This is a genomic window from Clostridium estertheticum (assembly GCF_011065935.2).
In the GTDB taxonomy this organism is placed as follows: Bacteria; Bacillota; Clostridia; order Clostridiales; family Clostridiaceae; genus Clostridium_AD; species Clostridium_AD estertheticum_A.
In genome coordinates this window covers 2790579-2815566 of record NZ_JAAMNH020000001.1, presented here as the reverse complement: position 1 = coordinate 2815566, position 24988 = coordinate 2790579, and the positions used below count along the sequence as shown (strand labels likewise).

Genomic DNA, 24988 nt, shown 5'->3' with positions numbered 1-24988 from the left:
GGTTGTACTAATATATTGTACATATATAATGTATTTTATAACATTCTTTTCATGGTAACCATGGTAAAAAGTGTTTTGTTATATTTTTTTCAATATATTGTTAATATCCTCACTTACTTTTACCCTACTCTCATATACCCATTGTTCATCAAAATTCAATTTAAATACTTTTGAAAAGGAATAATAAAGATTTATTTTTTGATAGTAAAGCTCTAATTCATAAAGGTCATCTAATTGGCACAGTGGTTTTGATATAATCTCTCTTTTAGCTATAAATAATTCGTCTACATATCTTAAAAATGCATTCATCATCTTATCATTAGATACATCAAAAGGAATCTTTAGCAGTTTCCATTGAATTTTTTCCTCCAATTTATAATGCCTTAAATTATCTAATACTACCAAATACTCAGTTATATCCATTTTTCTGTAAAAAATCATTTTTTCTTCTTTTGTACTCCATAAGGCTAATTTCTCTCTAAGCGAAAGTGAACTTATTTTTAATATAGCTTCACTTGGCCCTAAAACTCCTTCTTCTATAGTTGAATCACTTATACTTAAACTCTCTCTTATAAAATCTTGAGTATTACCATAAGATGCTATATATCCAACTTCATATATGCCTTTTCTACCTGCTCTTCCAGCTATCTGTTTCACTTCTTGAGAAGTTAAATATCTTATCTCATTACCATCGAACTTTTTAATATCCATAAATATTATTCTTTTTATTGGAAGATTTACTCCCATACCAATGGCATCTGTACATATTAGAATTGTACTTTCTTCATTAATAAACTGATTGTACTGCTTTTTCCTAACCTCTGGTGGCAAATCTCCGTAGATTAAACTCGCTTTTATACCTAAGTTTGAGTAATGATAAGCTAGTTCTAACACTTTCTTCTTAGAAAATGTAACAAGTGCATCTCCTTTGTAAGTATTCTTATATGCAAAAGATTCATCCTCCATTGAAAGAGGTACATCTCTTTTATACTCTATTATCTCGTACTCCTCAGAGCAATCCTTTATTATTTCTATAAGCAATTCTCTTGCATTGGTTGCACCGCAAATGTGTATCTCCTTACTTTTTAATCCCAAAACAGCTCTTGTCCATGCAGCTCCTCTTTGGTCGTCATTAATCATTTGAATTTCGTCTATTATACCAACTTCATACTCCTCACTTATATCTAATTTTTCTATTGTACAGCAGACATGTGCTGCACCTTCAATGTTTATTTCTTCTTCTCCAGTGGAAAGATTACATTTTACACCTTCTCTATTTAATCTCTCGAAATTCTCCAGCGCTAATATTCTTAAAGGAGATAGATAAATCCCATTTGTTGCCTCTTTAAGTTTCATCATGGCATTATAAGTTTTCCCAGTATTAGTTTCTCCTAAATGGAGATAAAATTTTCTCTTAAAATTCCTTGTCCCCTCATACTCATCTTTAGGATTTGACGGGAATACGCGATCAAACTCAATAGATATAATCTGAGGAATATGATCAGTGATTAATACACTTATAATTCCTGATTTTAAATAGCTTTCTCCCTTATTTTTTGAAATATTTTCAAATTTAAAATCTGTATTATTCTTCTTGTTGTAGTCTTCCACAAGCCTTATAGATATATATTTAAGTAACTCTGAATAATTTTCATATACTCTTTTATAGTCTTTGAAATTTTCACTTCTAAACTCTTTTAGTTCCTTTAACTTCTTTCTTACTGCAGCTTCATGTTCCCATAGTGCATTTGACTTAGTATGCACTGCTATTTCTTGAATTTGTTTAAACTGACTTTTTACTTTTATAAAATTCCTTTCTATAGCCCCTTTTTTCATTTTCTTTCCTCCAATATTAACTTCTTAATATTATATTTTATCACAACTATGAATTTATCATACCTTTTAGGACATGAAAATAAACACCCAACTTAATTATTATTAAGTTGGGTGTTTATCTTAGTATTTTTGAAAATAGCTTATAATGTTTGTAAAATTGTTCTTTTTATTTCATTGAATTTCTCTGATGTAATTATGTCCTTAGTTCTATTTTTAGGTAAATCAACAATTATTTCTTTTTTTATAGTTGCTGGTTTATCTGATAATACATATATTCTATCAGATAAGAATACTGCTTCTTCAATATCATGAGTTATAAATATTATGGTTGCTTTTAATTCTTTAATCACGTCTATTAGCCAATACTGCATCTTTGCTCTAGTAATTGCATCAAGTGCACCAAAAGGCTCATCTAACAGCATGATACCCGCGGATGACATATATGTTCTAAGTAATGCGGCTCTCTGCTTCATACCACCTGAAAGTTGAAGTGGATATTTATATTCAAAACCTTGGAGTCCAAAGGTTTTAAAATGACTAAGTACTTCAGCCCTTGCTTCTTTTTTAGATTTCCCTTTTATAATAAGAGACAGTGTAGTGTTGTCTACAATATTTTTCCAAGGAAGCAGTAAGTCCTTTTGATGCATATAACTTACTTTTCCAATATTACCATGGCATTCTTGTCCATCGATTGTTATTTCACCGGAATCTTGAAGTAAAAGACCTGAAATAATATTAAATATTGTACTTTTACCACTGCCACTGGGTCCGAGTAAACTTATAAATTCATTTTCATTAGCATAAAAGGAAACATCATTTATTATATTCATATTCCCAAAGGTTTTTTTAATGTTTGATACCCTTAATTTTGCATTACTAGTCTGGTAAGTACTCATTAGTAAATGCCTCACTTGCCTTCATATCTTTTTTTATAAGTTTTTTATCTAAAAGAAATTTGGTATAATTATTCCAAACTGAATCTTTCATTTCGCCCCATCTTTTAGCTTCAGCTTTATACTGACCCTTTAAGTATTTTTGACTTTCTATAGCAAGCGCTTTATCTGTCTCAGGTGCATTTTTCACTAAAATTCCAGCACTTTCCTCAGGTTTTTCCATGCTGTATTCATATCCCTTTGTAACAGCTTTCATAAATTTCTTTGCCATTTCAGGATCTTGTTTTAATTTATTTTCATTCGCTATAATTACTGGAGTATAATAATCTAAATCTGGATTTAGTTTTTTAATATCAATGTAGTCAATAGGAATATTTTTAAGCTTAGCTTCTATTCCTGTCCATCCATAAAATATCCATTCAAAATCAATATTTTTCTTAGTTACAGCAAAGAAATCCTCTGCTCCTGCATCCACTGTCTTTAATTTTGAAAAATCCGCATTATCTTTTTCCATAAGTGCTTTTAATATTGCAGTTTCAGAAGGTGACCCCCATCCGCCATAGGTTTTACCTTCAAAATCCTTAGGAGATTTAATGTTTTTTTCTTTAGGTGCTGCAAACCCCGAAGTGTTATGTTGAATAATTGTAGCTATAGCCTTTATTGGAAGTGGATCTTTAGCAGTTCTAGCATAAGTTACATCTTCTTGATAGCTTACACCAAAATCTCCTTTGCCTGCAGCAATTAAGGTTGCAGTGCTTCCTTGTGCTGGTTGAATAATATCCACATCAAGGCCCTCTTCTTTAAAATATCCCTTGTCTTTTGCTACATATAATCCAGTATGATTAGTGTTTGGTACCCAATCCAAGATGACTGTAACCTTTTTTAAGGCCTCTACCTTCTTTACACTTTCTTTTTTTGTACCACAACCCACAAATAAAACTGCAGTCATTGAAACTATCAATAATAATGAAATTGATTTCTTTAACATAGTCTTGCCTCCAAATAAAATAATAAGTGACTTATAATTTTAGTTTTTCTTTTCTATGGAATTTCTATTCCAAGGTGTTAAAAAATATTGTAATAAATATAGAAGTCCAAATAGTCCTATGCTTAGTAACACAATAATTATAATTACTGCAAAAAATTTATCAATGGCGTATGAATTTTTAGTTCTAATCATATATACCCCAAGGCCCTTATCTCCTCCCAGCCATTCTCCAATAACTGCCCCCATAATACTATAGGTTGCCGCTATTCTAAGGCCTGAAAAAAAATTCACAGTAGAGGCTGGCAACTTCACCATGGTAAAAATCTGAAACTTACTTGCTCCCATTGTCTTTAAAAGGTTTACCATGTCCGTGTCCACTGATTCTAAACCATCAATCAAACTAATAACTATAGGGAAAAAGCATACTAGTACTACCACGATAATCTTAGGCAACATTCCAAAACCAAACCAAATTACAAAAAGTGGTGCTAATGCAATAATAGGAATAGTTTGAGATACTACTAAAATTGGATATATGCACTTTTTAATAAGCTTTACATTATCCATTAATATAGCTAATATTAATGCAACCAAAATTGAAATCATGAATCCAATCAAGGCTTCATATAAAGTTGCATAAATGTGCACAGTAATGCTGGGTACTATATTAACCAAGGTAACAATAATGTCTTTTGGTGAAGGTAGTATATACTGTGGAACCTTCCACTTATCTATAGATATCTGCCATATAAAAAGAATCAGCAATTGAAACATTATAGGAATAAGTTTATTTTCTATATTTATATGTTTTTTCATTCATAGTCACGCCTTCAGCTTTATAATCGATTTTCACTATAGAAACAACCCTAGCTGCTCCCTGCTCCACACAAATTTCTTGTGCCTTTTTTACTATATCTAAAAGCTCATCCAGTTCGCCCTCCATAGTAGTTTCCATTGGTCCTACCTCATATTTTACTCCACTAGCTTCAATATACTCTATAACCTTGTCTACTACAGGGTAAATTCTTTCCTCTGCCACCACTGGTATAACTTGAAGACTTACATTTACAACTGACATTTTAATTCCTCCTTAAATCATCACCTATGGTGATGTATTATTAAAATAAAACTTTATGTATATTTGTATTTTTCGAGTAATAAAATAAACCCTTTGCTCATAATTGAACGAAGGGTTTTACAGTTCTATAACTTTGCACCATTTATTTAGTCTTATTACAAATTAAATGCAAATCACATTTTCCCTCCGCTGGCATTACCCAATTCAGGTTATAAGGGTCGAAACACAATTGTTTCCTCTCAGACAAAAATATTGACTCCCCTAATTTTTAATATTTAATTACTTTACACATATATATTACCTAAGGTTTCTTGTAATGTCAAATAAATTAAAAAAAACAAACCTTTTATTAAGTGCGTTTTTCTTAACAGTTCATATTATCTTCAAACTTTTTGATATGTTCTTTAAGTTCATCTATTTGTTTTTGCAAATCCTTATTGCTACCATTTGAATTACTGTTTCCATTATCTCCGCATTGATTTTCTTCCTGCGTTTGGAGATTTTGATTCTGAGCTGCAATTATTAAAATATTCTGCGCCACACCCGTTAAAAAATTGCCTATTACATTTTGTTGATTAATATTATATTTGGATGCAATAATAATCCCTATTATAGTTGCTAAAGTAGCTAATTCATTAGGTGTAAATTCTTCTAATTTTTTCATGCATTGCCTCTTTTATAAAATCATTATAATGTATCATATTCTTCACATAAAGAAAGGTGTAAATAGAATTTATTTATGATAATATAGGTCATGAGAATATGCATATTCATATATTACTCATAAGGGGGTGTTATATATGGATAATAATAATAGAAAATTTGCAGATGCAGTGTTTGAAGGTGGCGGTGTTAAAGGCATTGGTCTTGTAGGTGCCTTAAAAATATTTGAAGAAAATGGGTATGAGTGGAAAAATATTTCAGGAACCTCCGCTGGTTCTATTGTAGCCGCACTACTTGCAGTGGGTTACAGTTCTGAAGAAATAAAAAAGTTAATGATACAGCTAGACTATAAAAAAATTACAGATAAAAATCATTTTAATATTCCTATATTATCTAATACATGCAATCTACTTTTTAAGAAAGGCATTTTTAAAGGTGATTATTTGAAAAACTGGCTTGACGAAATTTTTTCAATTAAGATTAACCACACAGATGGGAAAAAAGTAACCTTTGGAGATTTGATTATTCCAGAAGAAAAGGGTATTCTTATAAATAATGATAAGTATAAAAGAAAATACAAACTTCATATTATAGCAACAGATATCAGCAATGGAAAAATGATAATATTACCAGAGGATATTGCCGACTATGGAATAAATCCTGATGAACTCCAGGTGAGCCTGGCAGTAAGAATGAGCATATCCATTCCCTACTTTTTTCAACCTGTAAATTTAAATGATGTAAATTCAAATAAAAAATCTCTCATTGTTGATGGAGGCGTTTTAAGCAATTACCCAGTTTGGATTTTTGATGTAAATGGTATCCCTCGTTGGCCAACCATAGGTTTTAAACTAGGAGGAAACAAAGAGATACGAGAACATAAAATCACAAATATCTTTAATTTCACTAGTTCAATTATTGAGACTATGCTAGAAGCACAGGATGATATTCATATAAGAGAAATGGATTATCTACGAACTGTAAAAATTAATACTCTTGATATTAAAACCACAGATTTTAATATTTCTAATAAAAAAATTATGGATTTATATAATTCTGGTGTAGTTTGTGCAAAAGAATTTCTTGAAAGTTGGGAGAACAATTATAAGAAACATTCGCTCCTTAGAAGTAATTCTTATAAATAAGAAGAATTACTAAAGCACTTTATTAGTAGATTTACTTTTTAAATATTAATAATAACTTAAAAGCGCCTTTAGCTTAAAATGAACTAAAGACGCTTTCTTTTATCAATAATTTTCTTTAAATAATACAAAATCTATAGCTTCTGTCCGAGTTCAAAGCATCAAAAGTATAATTATTACCGCAAATAAAATATTTAGTTTTTTTAAAAAAAAGTCTTATGTAAATTTAGTCATAATTGAAATTATATGATATTATTAACATAAAGAAAAACGAGGTGATTTAATGAAAAAAGTATTATTAACTGGTGCTAGTGGTTTCTTTGCATCAAGATTTTATACATATTATAAAAATAAATACGAAATACTTCCATTATCCCACAGAGACTTAGATATAACAGATGAACGTAGGTGTTTAGAAATAATTCAAAGTTTTAAACCTGATTATGTAATACATACTGCCGCCATTGCTGATACAGGTTTGTGTGAACGAAATCCAGAATTATCTTTTGAAATAAACGTTAAAGGTTCAATTAACATTGCTAAAGCTTGTAGTTTAGCAAAATCTAAATTAATATATTTAAGTTCTGAGCAAATTTTTAATGGCAACTTCGAAAAAGGACCTTATAATGAAAATCACATCCCAAGACCAAATACAGTTTATGGAAACCATAAACTCCAAGCTGAAGATGAATTAAAAGGAATAATTGAAGAACTATGGATTTTAAGATTTAGTTGGTTGTTTGGATTTCCAGAAAAAAATTGTAGGGTAAGTTCTAATATTTTATGGAATGTTGTTTCTTCTGTTTTAAAAGATAAGAGAATAAAATTACCCGTAAATGAATTTAGAGGAATGACTTATGTTTATGATATAATAGAAAACTTTCATAAAATTTTAGAAATTCCCTATGGAACTTATCACACAGGGAGTGAAAATGATTTAAGCACTTATGATATAGCTTTGTTCATATTAAAAGAACTTGGTTTAGATCATAACGCAGATAACTATTTAGAAAAAGATACTGATAGGTATAATGAACATCCAAGGGATCTTCGAATAAGCAATAATAAATTAAAAAAGTATGGTATTGCTTTACCTGAAACTATTGGTGGCATTAAAAATTGTCTTAGTGATTTTAACTACTAAAAAACACGTAACTGGTGGGGGGCACCTGTTACGTGTTCTTAATTTAAAAAGGCTAAAATACCACCTTAGAATGGTCTTTACATTTCTTTTTTTATACCTCTACTCAAAGTATTTTCATAATCTATAAATTCATATACATCTTTCGCAAATAAATCACTAAAGCTCTTCAGTTCTTCTAGTGTTAAATTTTCTATAGCCTTATGTTCCTTTTCACAATGTAGCACTATAGCGCCTATAACTCCATGGGCATCTCTAAAGGCCGCGCCCTTATTTACAAGATAATCTGCAGCTTCCGTAGCATTTAAAAAACCTGTTTTAACTGCGTTATACATATTATCCCTTTTGATTTTCAGGCTACTCAACATTCCATTCATAATCTTTATGCATTTTAAAACTGTAGAAGCTCCATCAAAGAATGGCTCCTTATCTTCTTGCATATCTTTATTATAAGCTAGTGGAATGCCTTTCATAGTGGTAAGTAAGCTCATTAAATCTCCATAAACTCTCCCAGTTTTCCCTCTTATAAGTTCTGCAGCATCTGGATTTCTTTTTTGTGGCATTATACTGCTACCAGTTGAGAATTCATCACTAATTTCAATAAAATTAAATTCCTTACTACTCCATAAAATGAGTTCCTCACTTAATCTACTAAGATGCATCATTATTATTGAAAAAATCGATAAAAGTTCTAGTAGGTAATCTCTATCACTTACTCCATCCATAAAATTATCTACTGGTTTTTTAAACCCTAGTTCTTTGGTTGTAAAACCTCTATCTGTATCATAGGTTGTTCCTGCTAGAGCGCAACATCCAAGAGGATTTTCATCCATAACGTCAATAGCACTTATAAGCCTTTTCACATCTCGCCCTAGCATATTATGGTAAGCCATAATATGTTGTTTGAATGTTACTGGTTGGGCTCTTTGTAAATGAGTATACCCAGGCATTATAACAGCATTGTCATTTCCCAATTTTTCAATAGTGCACAAAATAATATTCAGATTATCAATAACATCCAAGGCTTTACCTTTTGAATATAATCTCATATCTACTGCAACCTGGTCATTTCGACTTCTTGCAGTATGAAGTTTTTTACCTACATCGCCTATTCGCTTTGTAAGTTGAATTTCCATAAAGCTATGAATATCTTCATAGTCACCTTCAATTTTTAATTTGCCTGCTTCAATATCTGAGTGAATAGAATTCAACCCATTGACTATAGTATCGCATTCTTCATTAGTTAAAATGCTACATTTTGCAAGCATTTTAACATGAGCTATACTGCCCATAATATCCTCATAATATAAGTTTTTATCAAAGCACAGAGAACTATTAAAGTCCTCCATAAGCCTGCTTTCTTTTTCAATAAATCTTCCACCCCAAAGTTTCATATATATCACCTGCTAAACTTTCTATAAATTTTGTAGTTTTCCTTAAATATTATTTAAATTTTTATATGCTTTAATTTTACTTGGTAATGAAAATAAGTTTATAAATCCTTCTGCATCCTTATGATCATATAGGTCACTTGCCCCAAAGGAAGATATACCTTCGTCGTAAAGAGCATTAGGTGATTCTTTACCTGCTGACATTATATTTCCCTTATAAAGTTTTAGTTTAACTGTGCCTGTTACGGTTTCTTGAGTCTTATCTACAAATGCATCAAGAGCTTCTCTCATAGTACTAAACCAAAGTCCATTATAAACTAACTCCCCATATTTTTGTGCTACTGTGTATTTAAAGTGAAGTGTATCCTTATCTAAAGTTATTTCCTCTAGTTCTTTATGGGCTGCATAGAGTATAGTTCCACCAGGAGTTTCATATATCCCTCTTGATTTCATTCCCACAAGTCTATTCTCCACTATATCTATAACACCTATTCCATTTTCTCCACCAATTTTATTTAATACTGTAACTATATCTATTGGTTCTAGTTCGATGCCATCTACTTTCTTAGCAATTCCCTTTTCAAAGTATATATCTACAAATGTAGCTTCATCTTTAGCTTTTTCTGGAGGTGTAGTCATAAGATACATATCTCTTTTATGATCATTTTTTAAATCCTCAATATCTCCGCCTTCGTGACTTGCATGCCATAAGTTTTGGTCCACTGAATATATCTTTTCTTTGGTTACTGCTATTTCTATTCCTTTAGTATTAGCATAATCTATAGCATCTTCTCTTGATTTTATATCCCAAATTCTCCAAGGAGCAATAATCTTTATAGAAGGATCTATAGCTGCTATGCCAACTTCAAATCTAACTTGATCATTTCCCTTACCAGTACAGCCGTGGCATATATATTTTGCTCCTTCTTTATGAGCAATTTCTACAAGTTTTTTAGCTATTAATGGTCTTGCAAAGGCTGTACCTAATAAATACGTTCCTTCATATGTAGCATTTGCTTTAACTCCTTTAAATACGTAATCTTTTATAAATTCAGCTGTTACGTTCTCAATATAAATTTTTTCCGCCCCTGAACTTAAAGCTTTTTTCTCAATTCCCACCATATCGTCTTCTTGTCCAACATTAATACAAGCTGCTATAACATCAACATCATAGTTTTCCTTAAGCCAACTTATTATTATAGAGGTATCGAGTCCTCCTGAATATGCTAAAACCACTTTTTCTTTAATTATTTTTTCCATTTTTATATCCCCTCTCAATTTTGTTTTTTTACATTTTAATGTCCTAGGTTTAATCTATAGTATTTTATTTAAAAACTCTTTAGTTCGCTTTTCTTTGGGAGCAGTAAAAAATTGTTCTGGTGTTCCCTCTTCTACTATTTTCCCTCCGTCCATGAAAATCACTCTATCCGCCACTTCCTTGGCAAACCCCATCTCATGGGTTACAACCACCATTGTCATACCTTCTTTTGCAAGATCTTTCATTACTCCTAAAACCTCGCCTACTAGTTCTGGGTCTAAGGATGAGGTAGGCTCATCAAAGAGCATTATGTCAGGTCTCATAGCTAATGCTCTTGCTATAGCTACTCTTTGCTTTTGTCCTCCTGATAATTTTGATGGATAATTCTCTAATTTTTCACTTAGACCTACCTTTTCAATAATTCCTTCTGCTCTTTTTAATACTTCTTGTTTATATTCATGCTTAACAGTAATTGGAGCCTCAATCACGTTTTGTAATACAGTCATATGGTGAAACAGATTAAAGTTTTGGAATACCATTCCTACTTTTTCAATAGTATTTCTCATATGCTTTTTATCTTTAACATCCAGCTTTTCACCTTCGATAAAAACTTCGCCCCCATCAGGATTTTCAAGGTGATTTAAACATCTTAAAAATGTGCTTTTTCCTGAACCAGAAGGTCCTATTATGACTAGTACCTCACCTTTTCCAACCGTTACATTTAAATCTTCAAATACCGTTAGGCTACCGAATTTTTTAGTTAAATTTTTAGTTTCTATCATATACATTCCATATCACCTCTACTAATATACTGACAGTCTTTTTTCATAGTATGAAAATACTGTAGTAAAAATTGTTGTCATTAAAAGATACAAACAACCTGTTATGAAGAAAGCTTCCATAGGTCTGAAGCTTGAGGCATATAAAAGCTGTGCTGACCTCATAACTTCTACCATAGTTATAGTTGAAACTAAAGAAGTATCTTTAAGCATTGTTATAAACTCATTTCCTACAGATGGAATAATTATTTTAAAGGTTTGAGGTAATACCACCCTTTTCATAGTATCAAAATAAGTAAACCCGAGTGACTTACAAGCCTCAAATTGCCCTTTATCAACTGAAAGTATTCCACCTCTTATTATTTCTGCCATATAAGCACCTGAATTCAAACTAAGTCCTATTAGTGCTGCTTGAAAGGCTGTAAACTTAATCCCTACAAAGGGCAATCCAAAATAGAAAAACCATAATTGGAGTAGCATAGGTGTCCCTCTAAATAGCCAGGTATAAAAACCTGCAATGCCACCCAGCAACTTATTTTTAGAAAGCTTTAGTAGGGCTGTAAGCATGCCTATCAAACTTCCAAATACTACTGATATAAGAGTAAGTTCCAATGTTATTAAACTTCCTTGTAATAAAACTGGAAACATATCCTTTAAAATATTTATATCCATTCTTGTTCCTCCTAGCATTCATCTGGGTAGATTACAATTATTAGTTGTTATTTCTTATATGCGTCAAATCCAAACCACTTTTGTGAAAGCTTAGAGAGCGTTCCATCTGATTTAAGTTCATTAAGAGCCTTTTGAATTGCTGCTTTTAATTCTTTATCTTCTTTCTTAAATCCAATTCCCATAGGTTCTTCGCTGATTCTGTCCTTTAAAACCTCAAACTCACCTGGTTTCTTTGATACATAATATCCACCAACTTGAGCATCCATAACTACTGCATCTACTCTTTTAGATGATAACTCTTGAAATGCTTCTGTAATTTTGTCATACTTTTTAATCTCTTTTAATCCTTTAAGTGCGGAAGCTGCTGTATCTCCTGTAGATCCAAGCTGGCAAGCTACTATTTTACCCTTTAAGTCTTCCAAACTTTTTATTGATGTATTTCCTTTTTTTATGGTAACAACTTGACCACCCATTAAATAACTGTCTGAGAAATCTATGCTTTCTTTTCTCTTATCCGTAATACTCAAAGCTGCAACTATAATATTAAATCTTGATGAGTTAAGAGCTAAAAGTATTCCATTAAAGTCTGTGGTAGTATGCTCTATTTTCACTCCTAATTTTTTTCCTATTTCAGTTGCCAAATCTACATCAAACCCTACTAAAGTGTTTTTAGAATCCCTAAATTCCATTGGAGGATATGAATCATCAGTTCCTATAGTTAGGATACCCGCCTTTTGAACCGCTTGTAGAGAATTAAGTTTTTCCTGTTTTTCACCGCAACCTGCAAGTAATACACCTGCCATAGTAACTGTTAATACAATTGACATGAATTTTTTCATTTGTACCACTCCCCCATGTATAATATTTTTTTTGTGAATATTTATACATTTTTATGTATAATGCATATTCTACTTATTTACCATTGGTTTAGCTGATTCTTAACTTTTATCATTGATTTAACTGCCTTGTTTTTATTTATTATATATCACTTTTTATAATAGCGCAATACTTTTAATCAATATTTATTCATGTTTATATAATAATTATGCAGTAAAAATTAGGAAAATCTGCTTAACTAATTGATTTTACTGACTTTTAGTTACAATAAAATACTATTATTCATATGTAATATATATTTAAAATCGCAAGTTAGAGATAATATAAAAATTTGTACAGAAAGGGAATGAAGGAATGCCCGACGCATCTAAAATATTAAATTCAGAATGGGAAGTAATGAAGTGTGTTTAAGGAAATATGTCCTGCACCGCCAACGAGATTGTGAGGCTTTAAGTAAAAATGCAGATTGGAAATAGTATCTACTTTTATTGTCTTGTCTTAAGAAAAAGAACACGTAGCAGGTGTTAAAATACCTATTACGCGTTCTATTTATAACTACTTTTTATACTAATCTACAATATTAAACACTTCTAAATTTTCACTAATAATATTTTTCTTCATAAGCTCTACTATTGCCTTTGCAGTATCTAATGAAGTAACAACTGAAACGTTATTCTCAATAGCGGTTCTTCTAATCCTAAATCCATCCGTTTTCGAATCATTTCCCTTAGTAGGGGTATTTATTACTAAATCAACCTTTCTACTCTTTATTACATCAATGATATTCGGGATTCCTTCAATGATTTTCTTAACCTCTATGGCATTAATTCCATTGTCTTTTAATAGCTTAGCCGTTCCCTCTGTTGCTATAAATTTGTACTTAAGTTCATTAAAAGCCTTAGCTATAGACAAAAACTCTTCATAATCCTGGGGGTTTATCGTAGCCAATATAGCACCTTTATCTTTATCAATCTTCATTCCTGACGCAATAAGTCCTTTATATAAAGCCTCTTCAAAGTTTCTTCCTATTCCTAATACCTCTCCTGTGGATCTCATTTCCGGTCCAAGGCACACCTCGACCTCTGGAAGTTTTTGAGTTGAGAATACTGGAACTTTAACCGACACCAATTTGGGTTCTTTATAAACTCCAATGCCATACCCCAAATCCACTAGTTTTTCTCCTAGCATAACCCTTGTTGCCAGATCTACTATAGGCACTTTGCTAACCTTACTAATGTAAGGAACCGTACGGCTGGCTCTTGGATTAACCTCTATGATATATAATTCATCTTTAAATTCTATAAACTGAATATTAATCATGCCTATTACTTCTAGTCCTATTGCTATTTTCTTAGTATATTCTAATATTTTATCTTTTATAGCATCTGATATGTTTTGACTTGGATATATAGTTATACTATCACCGGAGTGAACCCCAGCTCTCTCTAAGTGCTCCATAATACCCGGTATTAATATTTCTTTCCCGTCGCAAATAGCATCAACTTCTATCTCTCTACCTAATAAGTATCTATCTATTAAAACGGGATTTTTCTTATCTTTTTCAAAAGCATTTTCTAAATAATGTTCCAATTCTTCTTCTACATAAGTTATTTCCATTCCCTGCCCACCTAATACATAGGATGGTCTAACCAAAACTGGATAACCTATGATTTTAGCCTCTTTTAATCCTTCTTTTAAATTCCAAACCGCTTTCCCCTTAGGTCTATTAATATCTAATTTTTCGAGTAGTGCATCAAATTTTTCTCTATCTTCAGCTGAATCTATTTGTTCGGGCTTAGTTCCATAAATAGGTATATTTTTTTCTCTTAAAAATTCAGCAAGATTAATAGCAGTTTGACCCCCAAATTGAAGTATAACTCCATCAGGTTTTTCTTTTTCAACAATATTAAGCACTTCTTCTTCTGTTAATGGTTCGAAATATAATTTATCTGAAATATTAAAATCCGTACTTACTGTTTCCGGGTTATTATTTACTATTATAGTCTCAATTCCTAGCTTTCTAAGCGCGATTACACTATGAACAGATGCATAATCAAATTCAATCCCTTGTCCTATCCTTATAGGGCCAGAACCTATTACCATAACCTTTCTTTTATCGCTTACCTCAACCTCATCATATTCATCATAGGTTGAGTAATAATAGGGTGACAAGGCTTCAAATTCTCCTCCACAGGTATCAACCATCTTATAAACAGGTTTGATATTCCATATATTTCTAAGTTCGCATATTATATTTGGGTTAACTCCTAATAAATCAGAAATCCCCTTATCAGAAAATCCTTTTTTCTTTAATAATTGTAACCACTCTTTATTCATATCTCCTACCGAGGAATTTTTTATCTTTTCCTCTTCTTCTACTATCCACTTAATTTTATTTACAAAGAATTTATCTATACCTGTAATTTCCGAAACCTTTTCCACTATATAATCGCGTCTAAGCATCTCCGCTAAATGAAATATTCTCTCATCATCAGGTGCCATTACTCTTTCCTTTAATTCTTGTAAACTTTTTTGAGCTAAGGCGTCGTATTGCAATGAATACTTTCCTATTTCTAAAGAACGAATTCCTTTTAACAGAGCTGCTTCAAAATTGCTTCCAATTGCCATTATTTCACCTGTAGCCATCATCTTTGTACCTAAAACTCTATTCGCTCCCTGAAACTTATCAAAGGGCCACTTAGGAATTTTAACTACTACATAATCTAATGAAGGTTCAAAACAAGCATAGGTTTTCTGCGTAACTGCATTTTTTATCTCATCCAATGAATATCCTAGCGCTATTTTAGCTGCTACTTTTGCAATAGGATAGCCTGTAGCTTTTGAGGCTAGTGCAGAGGATCTACTTACCCTAGGGTTTATTTCTATAACTGCATATTCAAAGCTTTTTGGGTGGAGAGCAAGTTGAACATTGCATCCCCCTTCTATACCTACATTGTTTATAATATCTATGGATGCGCTTCTAAGCATTTGGTATTCTTTATCCGAAAGAGTTTGGCTTGGTGCTACAACAATACTATCTCCAGTATGAATTCCTACAGGATCTATATTTTCCATATTGCATACACAAATACAATTACCTCGGCCATCCCTCATAACCTCATATTCTATCTCCTTCCATCCCTTAATGCTTTTTTCTAAAAGAACCTGTCCAATAGAACTTAATTGCAAACCTAGTTCTAAGATTTCAACTAGTTCCTCCTCATTTTCAGCAATTCCCCCACCACTTCCACCTAATGTATAGGCTGGCCTCACAATTACAGGATACCCTATTTCGCTTGCAAATTTTAATCCTTCTTGTATATTTGTAACAATGGAGCTTTCTACAACTGGCTGATTAATCTCCTGCATAAGACTTTTAAAAATTTCTCTATCCTCACCTTTTTTTATGGCTTCTATAGAGGTTCCGATTACTCTAACATTGTATTTACCTAGAATACCATTATCAGCTAGTTCCACAGCTAAATTCAAACCCGTTTGTCCTCCCATACCCGCAAGTAAACTATCCGGTCTTTCCTTTTCAATAATCTTTTCTAGAAATTCTATAGTTAATGGTTCTATATAAACAATATCTGCAACCTCTTTATCTGTCATTATTGTTGCAGGATTACTATTTACAAGTACAACTACTACGCCTTCCTCTTTTAAAGCTTGACAAGCTTGTGTTCCGGAATAATCAAATTCAGCAGCTTGCCCTATTATTATTGGACCGGATCCAACTACTAGTACTTTCTTAATGCTTATATCTAATGGCATATAAATCCTCCTCTACGAAATCTTTTATTTATTCTATTTGTGTATCCAAAATTCTACCTACTTTTTCTCTATTTGTTTTCTATTTCCATCGCTTTTACTATATAGTTGAAAGAAATTTGTCAAAAATTATATCTATATCCTTAGGTCCTGGGCTGGCTTCAGGATGGAACTGTACCGAAAATATTGGCATAGTCTTATGTTTCATCCCCTCTATAGTGCCATCATTTACACTTACATGAGTAACCTCCATATTCTCCGGTAGCTTACTTACATAATATCCATGGTTTTGTGATGTAATATAAACCTTATTTTCTTGTATATCTTTAACAGGATGATTGCACCCTCTATGACCAAATTTAAGTTTTGCAGTTTTCCCTCCAAGGGCTAATGCCAAAAGTTGATGTCCAAGGCAAATCCCAATTATAGGTTTTTTACCTATAATTTCTTTTACAACCTTGATTACACCCTCTAAATCTTCTGGGTCTCCAGGCCCATTTGATAAAAATATCAAATCGGGATTAACCTTTAATATTTCTTTCGCCTTTGAATTTGCAGGAAATACTGTTATTTTACAATTTCTTTGCATAAAGCAACGTATAATATTTTCTTTTATTCCGAAATCCATAATTGCCACATGTTTTCCTATACCCTCAATTGTGTATTGCTCTTTAGCAGTAACCTTCATTACAGCATCATTATTATTAAATGCAGAAAGCTTTTGCTCTATTTCGATTTGTGATAATTCCTTCGTAGTAATAATACCTTTCATAGTGCCCTTATTTCTAAGTATTTTTGTTAATGCTCTTGTATCAATACCTTCTAGTCCCATTATTTTATTTTGTTTAAAATACCCCTCTAAATTCATTTCGCATCTAAAGTTATTAGGGTAATCACATTTTTCTCTAACAATAAAACCCATAACCTTAGGCGACTTCGACTCTACATCTTCTAAATTAATCCCATAATTTCCTATGAGCGGATAGGTCATAGTTACTATTTGGCCATAATAGGATGGATCTGTTAAAATTTCTTCATATCCAGTCATGCCTGTATTAAAAACAACTTCCCCAACGCTTTCTTTTAAATACCCAAATATATTGCCCTCAAATATTATTCCATTCTCTAAAATCAATTTACCTTTCATCTTAATTCCTCCTAAGTCAAAATCATCTTTTTAAAACATTAAATCATGTTATGAATATTTATACACATTTATGTATAATGTTTATTTTTCTTATATATTATATTTAGAATTGTATTTTAGCAAATATCATTGATTTCACTAGTTTATTTTTATTTATTATATATTAATTGTTATGATAATGCAATGTTTTTTCGTGTTATATTATTCATTTAATATAATATTTATTCACAATAAAAGTATTTTTTCTAACAAAATAAAGGATAACAAAGAGATTACTTAAATAATCCTTATGTTATCCTTATTAATATATTAATTATATTTATTAAGCAAATAGAAAATACACTTACAGTTTTATTGCTAATATTAATAACTGTGTTATATTTAATAGTATGAAATTCAAAATTGGCAAAGCAAAAAAAATATGGCATAATTATCTATACTCCTTCCTAGCCTCACAGGACTAACTTAAAAGTGTACTTCTTTTTTATATATAGTTTATAATTTCTTCTTAGTTTAATTTAAATTTTGCATTTTGTCAATGTATAAATATAATTTTTAGTTGCAAATTTATTCAGATTTGATAACATAGTAAATGTATCTACCATTATTTATAATCCGCTATAATATATCTACCCCAAAGATTAACTAGGAGGCAACAGTATGCAAAAGATAGGAATGAGAAATATAAAAACTGCGATTTCGGTTTTTATATGTATAATTATATTAAGAGCTTTTCACAGTACATTTCCCTTTTATGCATGTATTGCTGCAGTAATAACAATGCAAAGTACTGTGCACAATTCTTTTACTACAGGTAAAAACAGGATGATTGGTACTATTATAGGAGCAATTTGGGGATTAGCCTTCGCACTTATAAGTCCTAACAATGTATTTCTTAGTAGCATCGGGATAGTATTTGTAATTTATTCACTGAACCTTCTTAATAGAAAAAATTCTATTATCATTGGTTGTGTAGTTTTTTTAGCAATAATGACGAATCTTAAAGAAGGTACTCCATTAGTCTATAGTTCCAATAGAGTAATAGAAACTTTTCTAGGTATATTTGTATCAGTTTTAGTAAACTATTTTATATTCCATCCTAAATTTTTAGATAACTTACATGAAGACGGAAAAATTTTAATCCGTAATATTTTTATATTATCTAAAGATATATTTAATTTCAATGGGGATATTAATCTTTCTGGCTTAAATCTTCAAATATCCAAATTGGAAAAAGCACTAGACTCCTACTTAAGTGAAATACAAAGTCAGAAAGCTGAAAGCCCACATATTCACAAAATTAATAGTGTTATAGCTACTTCAAAAACTGCTTATAATCACCTAGTTATACTAAACTCTCTAACATTCACCAATTCACCTTGTAATTGCTATTTCAATGAAAATAACCGCTTTAACATAAACGAATTGTTCCATGAAAATATACTTATTAAATCTTACATGAATAACGATATGAACATAGTATTTAACTTCCATGTTCAGAAATTACTTGAAACATTGACGATTTTAAGAGAGATATACTCAGAAAAATATTGAGATATTTAATAAGCAAAGCCATACTGTGAATTTACAGTATGGCTTTACTTATTAAATTATAAATCTGTCTTTGTATAATATACAATACCTAACGCTCCAGGTCCAACATGAGTTCCTATTACAGGTCCAATTGGAGCTATGTCTACTTTCTTACCTATACATTCCTCAACTGTTTTTGCAAAAGATTGAGCTCCCTCCACATCATTTATATGATGGATCATTACTTCGCCAAGGCCATGCTTTGTTATATCTTCAATGAATTTATCAATCATAGTTTGTATGGCACGTTTTTTAGTCCGCACTTTATTAAATAATTCTGTTTTTCCATCTACTACAGTAAGAATAGGTTTAATTTGAAAAATAGTACCCAGCAGAGCACTTGCACCACCTATTCTGCCACCTTTTTTTAAATACTCTAAAGTATCAGGTATGAACAGAAATCTACTTCTTTTTATATTATCTTTTACTATACAGACCACTTCATCTATTGATTTCCCCTTTTGTGCTGCAATCGCTGCTGTCAATACTGCAAATCCAAGCTGCATACAATTAGATCTAGAATCTATATTCTCTATTTGTGCATCCGGATAATTTTCAAGAATCATATTTTTTGCAAGGCATGCATTTGAATATGTCCCACTCATCTCTGAAGATAGGAAAACACCAACAACTTCATTATTATCTTTTATATGCTTTTCTAGGATGTTGTACATTTCCTCTAATGATGGTTGTGATGAAGTGGGAATACTTGCGCTATTGTTTAGTTTTTCGTAAAAAGTTTCATTTTTAATATGGATTTCTTTAAACTCCTCATTTTCAAAAATAACACTTAATGAAGCTACAGAAATATCATACTTTATTGTTAACTCCTCACTTATATACGAGGTACTATCAGTTACTATTTTTACAGTCATTGTCCACCTCCACTTATTCATTATTAAATATATTATACTACAGTCTTGCGCTAAACAATACCCTAGAAGTTATGAATAAGGTAAATCAACAATTATATTAAATTTATAACCAAATAACGGTAATATATTTCACAAAATATTAAATTATTTTAAACTTTTACAAATAGCACTAAAATGCCTTGTCATATGTTATAATAATAGTGTTAAAAAGTAGGTGATGTAAATAATTTTAAACTGTTTCTTTTGAAATAAATCACTATTAAAATTAAAGCTTTAATATAACCAATATGCAATAAAAGGGAGGTGCTGCAAAAATATAGGTTAAATCATAATACACCTACCTATATTTGCAAGCAGGAAAATATGGATAAAAATGAACAATCAGAAAAAGACACTAGTGAAAGTATAAAAAATTTATATTCAAACAACAATTTAGAAAATCATAAAACTAAATCTAGTGAATCTACTCAGTTAAAAGCACATGGGGAAAGTCAAAAGTACATAAAAGAAATGCATGAACTAGCAGACAAAAATGAGTTTAAGAATAATATAACTGTTATAGGACTTTTTATTGTTATAGCAGCTATAATTGTGTTTTCTATATTAATGAACACATCTTTCATGAATCCAAAAACAGACGTAGTTACCAATAAAGTCGCTACAAAAAGTACTGTTGATAGCACCATTAAACCTATTACATCGCAAGAAAAAATTTATGAATATTTGGGTGTAGAAGCAAATAGAACATCCACACTAAAAAAAGCAATTGAATTAAACAAAGGAAGCAAAACTGGTGTTACTGTATATCTCTTATCAGAAATTTTAAGATCTAATGAAGTTGCTATCCCTAAAGAAACATCTACTGTTAAACAGCTGATGACAGATTTAACTTCGATGGAGTGGAAAAAAAATACTGACCTTACTAAATTAGAAAAAGGTGATATATGTTTCACCACAGATGTTGCTAAAAAGCCTGGTGTACCTTCCCACGCTTATGTGTTTATGGGTTGGGTAGAAGATGGCAAGACTGACTATGCCAATATATGTGATGGTCAAGTTCAAGAATATACTAATATACTTCATAAGCGAAATGTATCTATTTCAGTTTCAGAAAAGGATAAATTCAGCTTTTTTCTTAGGAAGTAATTTATAAATGAAAAGTGTTAATTTTTATAATAAGAAAATCAAGGATAGCCTATGGCTATCCTTATATTTTATAAATAATTTGATTATAACTGGAGATTCTAATAGAATTTTAGTCTTACCTAGAAGTATTTATGTTGTATTTTTCGCTAGAATCATTAACAGTATGGGTAGTTTTGTTCATCCATTTCTAACACTATTTCTTACTAAAAGCATTGGTCTTGGAATTGAAACTGTAGGTTTATTTTTAATGATGGCGGCCTTCTCTTCAATACCTGGTTCACTAATCGGTGGAAAGTTATCAGATCATGTTGGCAGAAAAAAAATCATTATTATTTTTCAAGGTCTGGCAGCACTATGCCTTATTCCTTGTGCCTTTCTCGGTAAAGCTATAATCATTATTTGAAAATTTTATTTTTAGGTGATGCAGCTACAACTATATTATCATTAATACTAGTTGCTGTATTTGTAGAAGAGAACCTTCCCACCAAGTCAAGTTTTTTCTTTTCTTCTCACCCCAAATATCGATGTCCCAGGATCTCCTGAAGTTTTATTTTTTTATAAATATATTTCTTTTATAACTGTTCCCTCTAAATCTTTTATTTGAAATAAATCATCTTGGAGTATCGCATAAGAATTAGGGTTATTTTCCTTAGGCAATGATATGGATCCTGGATTTAATATATATATATTATTATGTTTTTTAGCTACAGGAAGATGTGTGTGACCATGTACCAAAACATCATTTTCACCTAAACTTGGCAAATTACCCTCATTATATATATGACCATGCGTCAAAAATATTCTTTTGTTATTGTACAATATTATAGAATAATCAGCCATCATAGGATACTCTATGAGCATTTGATCCACTTCACTATCACAGTTTCCTCTAACAGCTATTATCTTGTTTTTATATTCATTTAAGAGATTAGCTACTCCCTGTGGATTATACTCCTCTGGCATTGGATTTCTTGGTCCATGATATAACGCATCCCCTAGCATTACTATATAGCTCGCTCCTTCTTCATTATACCGTTTTAATGCCTTTTTTAAATAAAAAAGTGAACCATGTATATCGGAAATAAAAAATATTTTCATTTCTACTGGACCCCTTCCAAAAATCAATTTTTATGTTTAATAATTCCTATAGCTGTACCTATGATGTATGTATCTTCACTATCTATTACAATAGGCTTATATTTTTCATTTTCTGGCATAAGTAGTACTCTATCTTTTTCTATAGAAAGCCTTTTTAAAGTAGCATTACCACCTATATCAACTGCTACAATATCCTTATTATTTGCAGCATGCTCCTGCCTTATTATTACATAATCTCCATTGTTAATATTAGCCCCAATCATACTGTCCCCTTTAACCTTTAAAATAAAGGCATTTTTTACTCCCTTTAACCAGTACTTTGGAAGGTAAAATTTCCCTTCCATTTCAGAATTAATAAGTATAGGTTCACCTGCGGCTATATCACTATATACTGGTAGTTCCAATAATTCCTCATTAATATACTCATAATCGCCTTTTTCATCATTTACTAGAATATCTGATATTCTACTATAATCTCTCATAAATTCATAGGATCTACTATGCCTTAAATCACAAAATCTAAAGTTCTCTAATGAATTAATGTCTAAATTTTCACTACATATATTCACCTGTTTTTTTTGGAGGGCTTCTTGTGTTTTATGTTTATTTTTAAATGAATGCGCTTTTGCCTTTTCTCCTAAAGGGCTTGTATTAACTCTTTTGCCTTTTACCATCCAAGAATTAGTATTGTGGATCATATCCATATCAACAAGAAACATCATACTAGAATAAGATTTTTCATTAAATAATGCATTAATAAAATCCACCTGCACCTTAGTTAAATTGCTACTTTTATGGACTATAATATGACAGTACTTATCTATTTTAAAGGTTTGTGCCATTTGTAACGCGTATATATTAATATCTTCATTATCAACTAAATTCTCTGCTTTAAGCTTTTCATTATACCTGAGCATAAGCTGAAATATTGCTTTTCTAGCAGTTGAATTTTTGTTAATTCTTTGGGGACCTTGTCCCTTTTCACATTTTCTTCCTGTTCTATTTGCTTGCAAATAGGAATCATCTTTTAAGTGGTTGCAACTTTTTATCCATTTTATTTCTTCAATAAAGAACTCAGCATAATCAGTATTTAATATTCTTAGCCTTGGATAAATATTTTTAATGTCCAATATACAATTTTTTATAATGCTATTTTTTTTATCATTACCTATAATTGATTCGTTTTTTAGTTTATATTTATTTTTATATTCTAAAAAATATCTATGTATAATGCTTTCCAATGTAAGGACATGAAATTTTCTTTCACTATTAGAAAATAGAGTTAAATATTCTAACCTAGTTTCTTCTTCTACTATGTTATATATGTCTTCAATATAATTTATATCTTCATTCTTAGACGCTAACATTAATATTTTATCCTCTTCATATAGGCAATAGTTGTTTTTTAAATAAAGACTTCTATAAATAGATGCAATTGTCTTCCCTGAACCTTGATTTCCCCTAATTGTGCTATATCTTGAGGGTTTGCTATGAATCATTTTTTGTTGCTCTAAAGTTAATTCCATTTCGTCACCTCCACTGTTGTATTCATACTAATAGTATACATTAAATTATACTATTTAAAAACTGTTGTAAATATTTTTTGGAAATTTTTTTTAAAATTACCTATAATACATAGTTAGCTATTTGTATATATACATACATCTACGGAGCATACTAAGTTGTAGAATAATTTAAAAACTTTTCTAAATAGGATTAACTAGGGGTGATTAGTGTGAAATCAAAGTTATTGAGTATTATTATTTTTTCAATGCTTACGGTTAGCTGTTTATCAACTACTGTTTATAGCAAAGAATTAAAATGTATGTCAATTATGGACTCTAAAACTGAATGTGTTGAATGTCATAACAAGGGTAATTCAAAAACACCTGTCCAAATAAATTTTTTCAAAAACGTATTTAGTAATAATAAAACCCTCAATGGACTAAGTACTAAAGAATATAATTGGTATTTCCAGCCTCGTAATGACAATGCTCCACCTCAAGGCCCTAAAGAAACCAGTAACATTATATCAAACTATGAGTGCTATTATTTAGGAGATACATCAAAAAAGATATTATATTTAACTTTTGATGAAGGGTATGAAGCTGGATATACCGCTCCAATATTAGATGTTTTAAAAAAACATAATGTGAAAGCTGCATTTTTCGTTGTAAAGCCCTATATTACCTCTAACCCAGAGTTAATTAAAAGAATGGTTTCAGACGGACACCTAGTGTGCAACCATAGTGCTCGCCATCCTTCAATGGCTTCTATAATAGATTTAGAAAAATTCAATAGTGAATTATCTGATGTAGAAGTGGCATTTGAAAATATTACGGGCAAAAAAATTTCTAAATATTTTAGACCTCCCATGGGCAAATATAGTGAACGCTCCTTACAATATACTCAAAACTATGGGTATAAAACTATATTTTGGAGTTTCGCTTATATGGATTGGCTTACTGATAAACAGCCCTCACATGAAAGTGCAAAAAAACGCATTATGCAAAGAACACACAATGGTGGAATTATGTTATTACACGCAGTATCAAAAACCAATGCTGAAATATTAGATGATGTAATTGCGCAATGGGAAAGCCAAGGATACCAACTAAAAACATTAGATGACTTACCTACTAAACATTAACAACATAAAAGTAAAGTATATATTATTACA

General features: G+C 30.8%; 22 protein-coding genes and 1 riboswitch. Of the genes, 6 read left to right on the top strand and 16 right to left on the bottom strand.

Features of this window, described 5'->3' with window-relative positions; all coding sequences use genetic code 11:
- Positions 1-78: 78 nt before the first annotated feature.
- From G9F72_RS13215 to G9F72_RS13190, 6 genes are all read right to left on the bottom strand, one after another.
- Positions 79-1836, bottom strand: a complete 1758-nt coding sequence (locus G9F72_RS13215; protein WP_164958675.1) for a helicase-related protein — start codon at positions 1834-1836, stop codon at positions 79-81.
- 140 nt (positions 1837-1976) lie between these two features.
- Positions 1977-2732, bottom strand: a complete 756-nt coding sequence (locus G9F72_RS13210; protein WP_164958676.1) for an ABC transporter ATP-binding protein — start codon at positions 2730-2732, stop codon at positions 1977-1979.
- Positions 2713-3717, bottom strand: coding sequence for an ABC transporter substrate-binding protein (locus tag G9F72_RS13205; RefSeq protein ID WP_164958677.1), 1005 nt, complete (start codon positions 3715-3717; stop codon positions 2713-2715). The genes G9F72_RS13210 and G9F72_RS13205 overlap by 20 nt, the downstream gene beginning before the upstream one ends.
- 39 nt (positions 3718-3756) lie before the next feature.
- Positions 3757-4533, bottom strand: coding sequence for an ABC transporter permease (locus tag G9F72_RS13200; protein ID WP_164958678.1), 777 nt, complete (start codon positions 4531-4533; stop codon positions 3757-3759).
- Positions 4505-4795, bottom strand: a complete 291-nt coding sequence (locus G9F72_RS13195) for an MTH1187 family thiamine-binding protein (protein WP_164958679.1) — start codon at positions 4793-4795, stop codon at positions 4505-4507. Before G9F72_RS13195 ends, G9F72_RS13200 begins: the two co-directional genes overlap by 29 nt.
- 163 nt (positions 4796-4958) lie before the next feature.
- Positions 4959-5068: riboswitch (TPP riboswitch) on the bottom strand.
- A 91-nt stretch (positions 5069-5159) separates the two neighbouring features.
- A complete protein-coding gene (locus G9F72_RS13190; RefSeq protein ID WP_187356090.1) occupies positions 5160-5459 on the bottom strand; it encodes a hypothetical protein in 300 nt (99 codons plus the stop codon).
- Positions 5460-5595: 136 nt separating this feature from the next.
- On the opposite strand from G9F72_RS13190, the gene G9F72_RS13185 reads away from it, so the two are divergent.
- Both G9F72_RS13185 and G9F72_RS13180 read left to right on the top strand, forming a co-directional pair.
- Positions 5596-6603, top strand: a complete 1008-nt coding sequence (locus G9F72_RS13185; protein ID WP_164958680.1) for a patatin-like phospholipase family protein — start codon at positions 5596-5598, stop codon at positions 6601-6603.
- Between the two features lie 280 nt (positions 6604-6883).
- Positions 6884-7744 carry an SDR family oxidoreductase gene (locus tag G9F72_RS13180; RefSeq protein ID WP_164958681.1) on the top strand — a complete coding sequence of 287 codons (861 nt, stop codon included), beginning with the start codon at positions 6884-6886 and terminating at the stop codon, positions 7742-7744.
- 77 nt (positions 7745-7821) lie between these two features.
- Here the strand turns inward: G9F72_RS13180 and argH are convergent, their stop codons facing one another.
- From argH to G9F72_RS13145, 7 genes are all read right to left on the bottom strand, one after another.
- Positions 7822-9135: an argininosuccinate lyase gene (gene argH, locus G9F72_RS13175; RefSeq protein ID WP_164958682.1), complete on the bottom strand. Its 1314-nt coding sequence runs from the start codon at positions 9133-9135 to the stop codon at positions 7822-7824.
- A gap of 42 nt (positions 9136-9177) precedes the next feature.
- Positions 9178-10380: an argininosuccinate synthase gene (locus G9F72_RS13170; RefSeq protein ID WP_164958763.1), complete on the bottom strand. Its 1203-nt coding sequence runs from the start codon at positions 10378-10380 to the stop codon at positions 9178-9180.
- A 66-nt stretch (positions 10381-10446) separates the two neighbouring features.
- On the bottom strand, positions 10447-11178 hold the full coding sequence (locus G9F72_RS13165) for an amino acid ABC transporter ATP-binding protein (RefSeq protein ID WP_164958683.1): 732 nt from the start codon (positions 11176-11178) through the stop codon (positions 10447-10449).
- 15 nt (positions 11179-11193) lie between these two features.
- Entirely contained in the window at positions 11194-11841 is a 648-nt protein-coding gene (locus G9F72_RS13160) for an amino acid ABC transporter permease (protein WP_164958684.1), read from the bottom strand.
- Between the two features lie 47 nt (positions 11842-11888).
- Positions 11889-12680 carry an ABC transporter substrate-binding protein gene (locus G9F72_RS13155; RefSeq protein WP_164958685.1) on the bottom strand — a complete coding sequence of 264 codons (792 nt, stop codon included), beginning with the start codon at positions 12678-12680 and terminating at the stop codon, positions 11889-11891.
- Between the two features lie 565 nt (positions 12681-13245).
- Complete coding sequence (gene carB / locus G9F72_RS13150; protein WP_164958686.1) at positions 13246-16452, bottom strand: carbamoyl-phosphate synthase large subunit; 3207 nt, start codon at positions 16450-16452, stop codon at positions 13246-13248.
- A gap of 97 nt (positions 16453-16549) precedes the next feature.
- Positions 16550-17596, bottom strand: a complete 1047-nt coding sequence (locus G9F72_RS13145) for a carbamoyl phosphate synthase small subunit (protein WP_164958687.1) — start codon at positions 17594-17596, stop codon at positions 16550-16552.
- 660 nt (positions 17597-18256) lie between these two features.
- Between G9F72_RS13145 and G9F72_RS13140 the strand changes: the two genes are divergently transcribed.
- A complete protein-coding gene (locus tag G9F72_RS13140) occupies positions 18257-19150 on the top strand; it encodes an FUSC family protein (RefSeq protein ID WP_164958688.1) in 894 nt (297 codons plus the stop codon).
- 56 nt (positions 19151-19206) lie between these two features.
- On the opposite strand, the gene G9F72_RS13135 is transcribed toward G9F72_RS13140, so the two are convergent.
- A complete protein-coding gene (locus tag G9F72_RS13135; RefSeq protein WP_164958689.1) occupies positions 19207-20064 on the bottom strand; it encodes a DegV family protein in 858 nt (285 codons plus the stop codon).
- A gap of 363 nt (positions 20065-20427) precedes the next feature.
- Between G9F72_RS13135 and G9F72_RS13130 the strand changes: the two genes are divergently transcribed.
- Both G9F72_RS13130 and G9F72_RS13125 read left to right on the top strand, forming a co-directional pair.
- Positions 20428-21210, top strand: coding sequence for a hypothetical protein (locus G9F72_RS13130; protein ID WP_164958690.1), 783 nt, complete (start codon positions 20428-20430; stop codon positions 21208-21210).
- A 7-nt stretch (positions 21211-21217) separates the two neighbouring features.
- Positions 21218-21613, top strand: a complete 396-nt coding sequence (locus G9F72_RS13125; RefSeq protein ID WP_164958691.1) for an MFS transporter — start codon at positions 21218-21220, stop codon at positions 21611-21613.
- 152 nt (positions 21614-21765) lie between these two features.
- On the opposite strand, the gene yfcE is transcribed toward G9F72_RS13125, so the two are convergent.
- Positions 21766-22308: a phosphodiesterase gene (gene yfcE, locus G9F72_RS13120; RefSeq protein WP_164958692.1), complete on the bottom strand. Its 543-nt coding sequence runs from the start codon at positions 22306-22308 to the stop codon at positions 21766-21768.
- Positions 22309-22331: 23 nt separating this feature from the next.
- Complete coding sequence (locus tag G9F72_RS13115; RefSeq protein WP_164958693.1) at positions 22332-23834, bottom strand: LexA family protein; 1503 nt, start codon at positions 23832-23834, stop codon at positions 22332-22334.
- 209 nt (positions 23835-24043) lie between these two features.
- Here G9F72_RS13115 and pdaA point away from each other — a divergent pair, with 209 nt between their 5' ends.
- Positions 24044-24958 (top strand): delta-lactam-biosynthetic de-N-acetylase, encoded by a 915-nt coding sequence (gene pdaA / locus G9F72_RS13110; protein ID WP_224676117.1) that lies wholly within the window; start codon positions 24044-24046, stop codon positions 24956-24958.
- The last annotated feature ends 30 nt before the right edge of the window (positions 24959-24988 follow it).

Excerpts from the sequence above, each read along its gene's own strand:
- G9F72_RS13215 (WP_164958675.1), bottom strand. The coding sequence starts at position 1,836 with ATGAAAAAAGGGGCTATAGAAAGGAATTTTATAAAAGTAAAAAGTCAG.
- G9F72_RS13210 (WP_164958676.1), bottom strand. The coding sequence starts at position 2,732 with ATGAGTACTTACCAGACTAGTAATGCAAAATTAAGGGTATCAAACATT.
- G9F72_RS13205 (WP_164958677.1), bottom strand. The coding sequence starts at position 3,717 with ATGTTAAAGAAATCAATTTCATTATTATTGATAGTTTCAATGACTGCA.
- G9F72_RS13200 (WP_164958678.1), bottom strand. The coding sequence starts at position 4,533 with ATGAAAAAACATATAAATATAGAAAATAAACTTATTCCTATAATGTTT.
- G9F72_RS13195 (WP_164958679.1), bottom strand. The coding sequence starts at position 4,795 with ATGTCAGTTGTAAATGTAAGTCTTCAAGTTATACCAGTGGTGGCAGAG.
- G9F72_RS13190 (WP_187356090.1), bottom strand. The coding sequence starts at position 5,459 with ATGAAAAAATTAGAAGAATTTACACCTAATGAATTAGCTACTTTAGCA.
- G9F72_RS13185 (WP_164958680.1), top strand. The coding sequence starts at position 5,596 with ATGGATAATAATAATAGAAAATTTGCAGATGCAGTGTTTGAAGGTGGC.
- G9F72_RS13180 (WP_164958681.1), top strand. The coding sequence starts at position 6,884 with ATGAAAAAAGTATTATTAACTGGTGCTAGTGGTTTCTTTGCATCAAGA.
- argH (WP_164958682.1), bottom strand. The coding sequence starts at position 9,135 with ATGAAACTTTGGGGTGGAAGATTTATTGAAAAAGAAAGCAGGCTTATG.
- G9F72_RS13165 (WP_164958683.1), bottom strand. The coding sequence starts at position 11,178 with ATGTATATGATAGAAACTAAAAATTTAACTAAAAAATTCGGTAGCCTA.
- G9F72_RS13160 (WP_164958684.1), bottom strand. The coding sequence starts at position 11,841 with ATGGATATAAATATTTTAAAGGATATGTTTCCAGTTTTATTACAAGGA.
- G9F72_RS13155 (WP_164958685.1), bottom strand. The coding sequence starts at position 12,680 with ATGAAAAAATTCATGTCAATTGTATTAACAGTTACTATGGCAGGTGTA.
- carB (WP_164958686.1), bottom strand. The coding sequence starts at position 16,452 with ATGCCATTAGATATAAGCATTAAGAAAGTACTAGTAGTTGGATCCGGT.
- G9F72_RS13145 (WP_164958687.1), bottom strand. The coding sequence starts at position 17,596 with ATGAAAGGTAAATTGATTTTAGAGAATGGAATAATATTTGAGGGCAAT.
- G9F72_RS13140 (WP_164958688.1), top strand. The coding sequence starts at position 18,257 with ATGCAAAAGATAGGAATGAGAAATATAAAAACTGCGATTTCGGTTTTT.
- G9F72_RS13135 (WP_164958689.1), bottom strand. The coding sequence starts at position 20,064 with ATGACTGTAAAAATAGTAACTGATAGTACCTCGTATATAAGTGAGGAG.
- G9F72_RS13130 (WP_164958690.1), top strand. The coding sequence starts at position 20,428 with ATGGATAAAAATGAACAATCAGAAAAAGACACTAGTGAAAGTATAAAA.
- G9F72_RS13125 (WP_164958691.1), top strand. The coding sequence starts at position 21,218 with ATGAAAAGTGTTAATTTTTATAATAAGAAAATCAAGGATAGCCTATGG.
- yfcE (WP_164958692.1), bottom strand. The coding sequence starts at position 22,308 with ATGAAAATATTTTTTATTTCCGATATACATGGTTCACTTTTTTATTTA.
- G9F72_RS13115 (WP_164958693.1), bottom strand. The coding sequence starts at position 23,834 with ATGGAATTAACTTTAGAGCAACAAAAAATGATTCATAGCAAACCCTCA.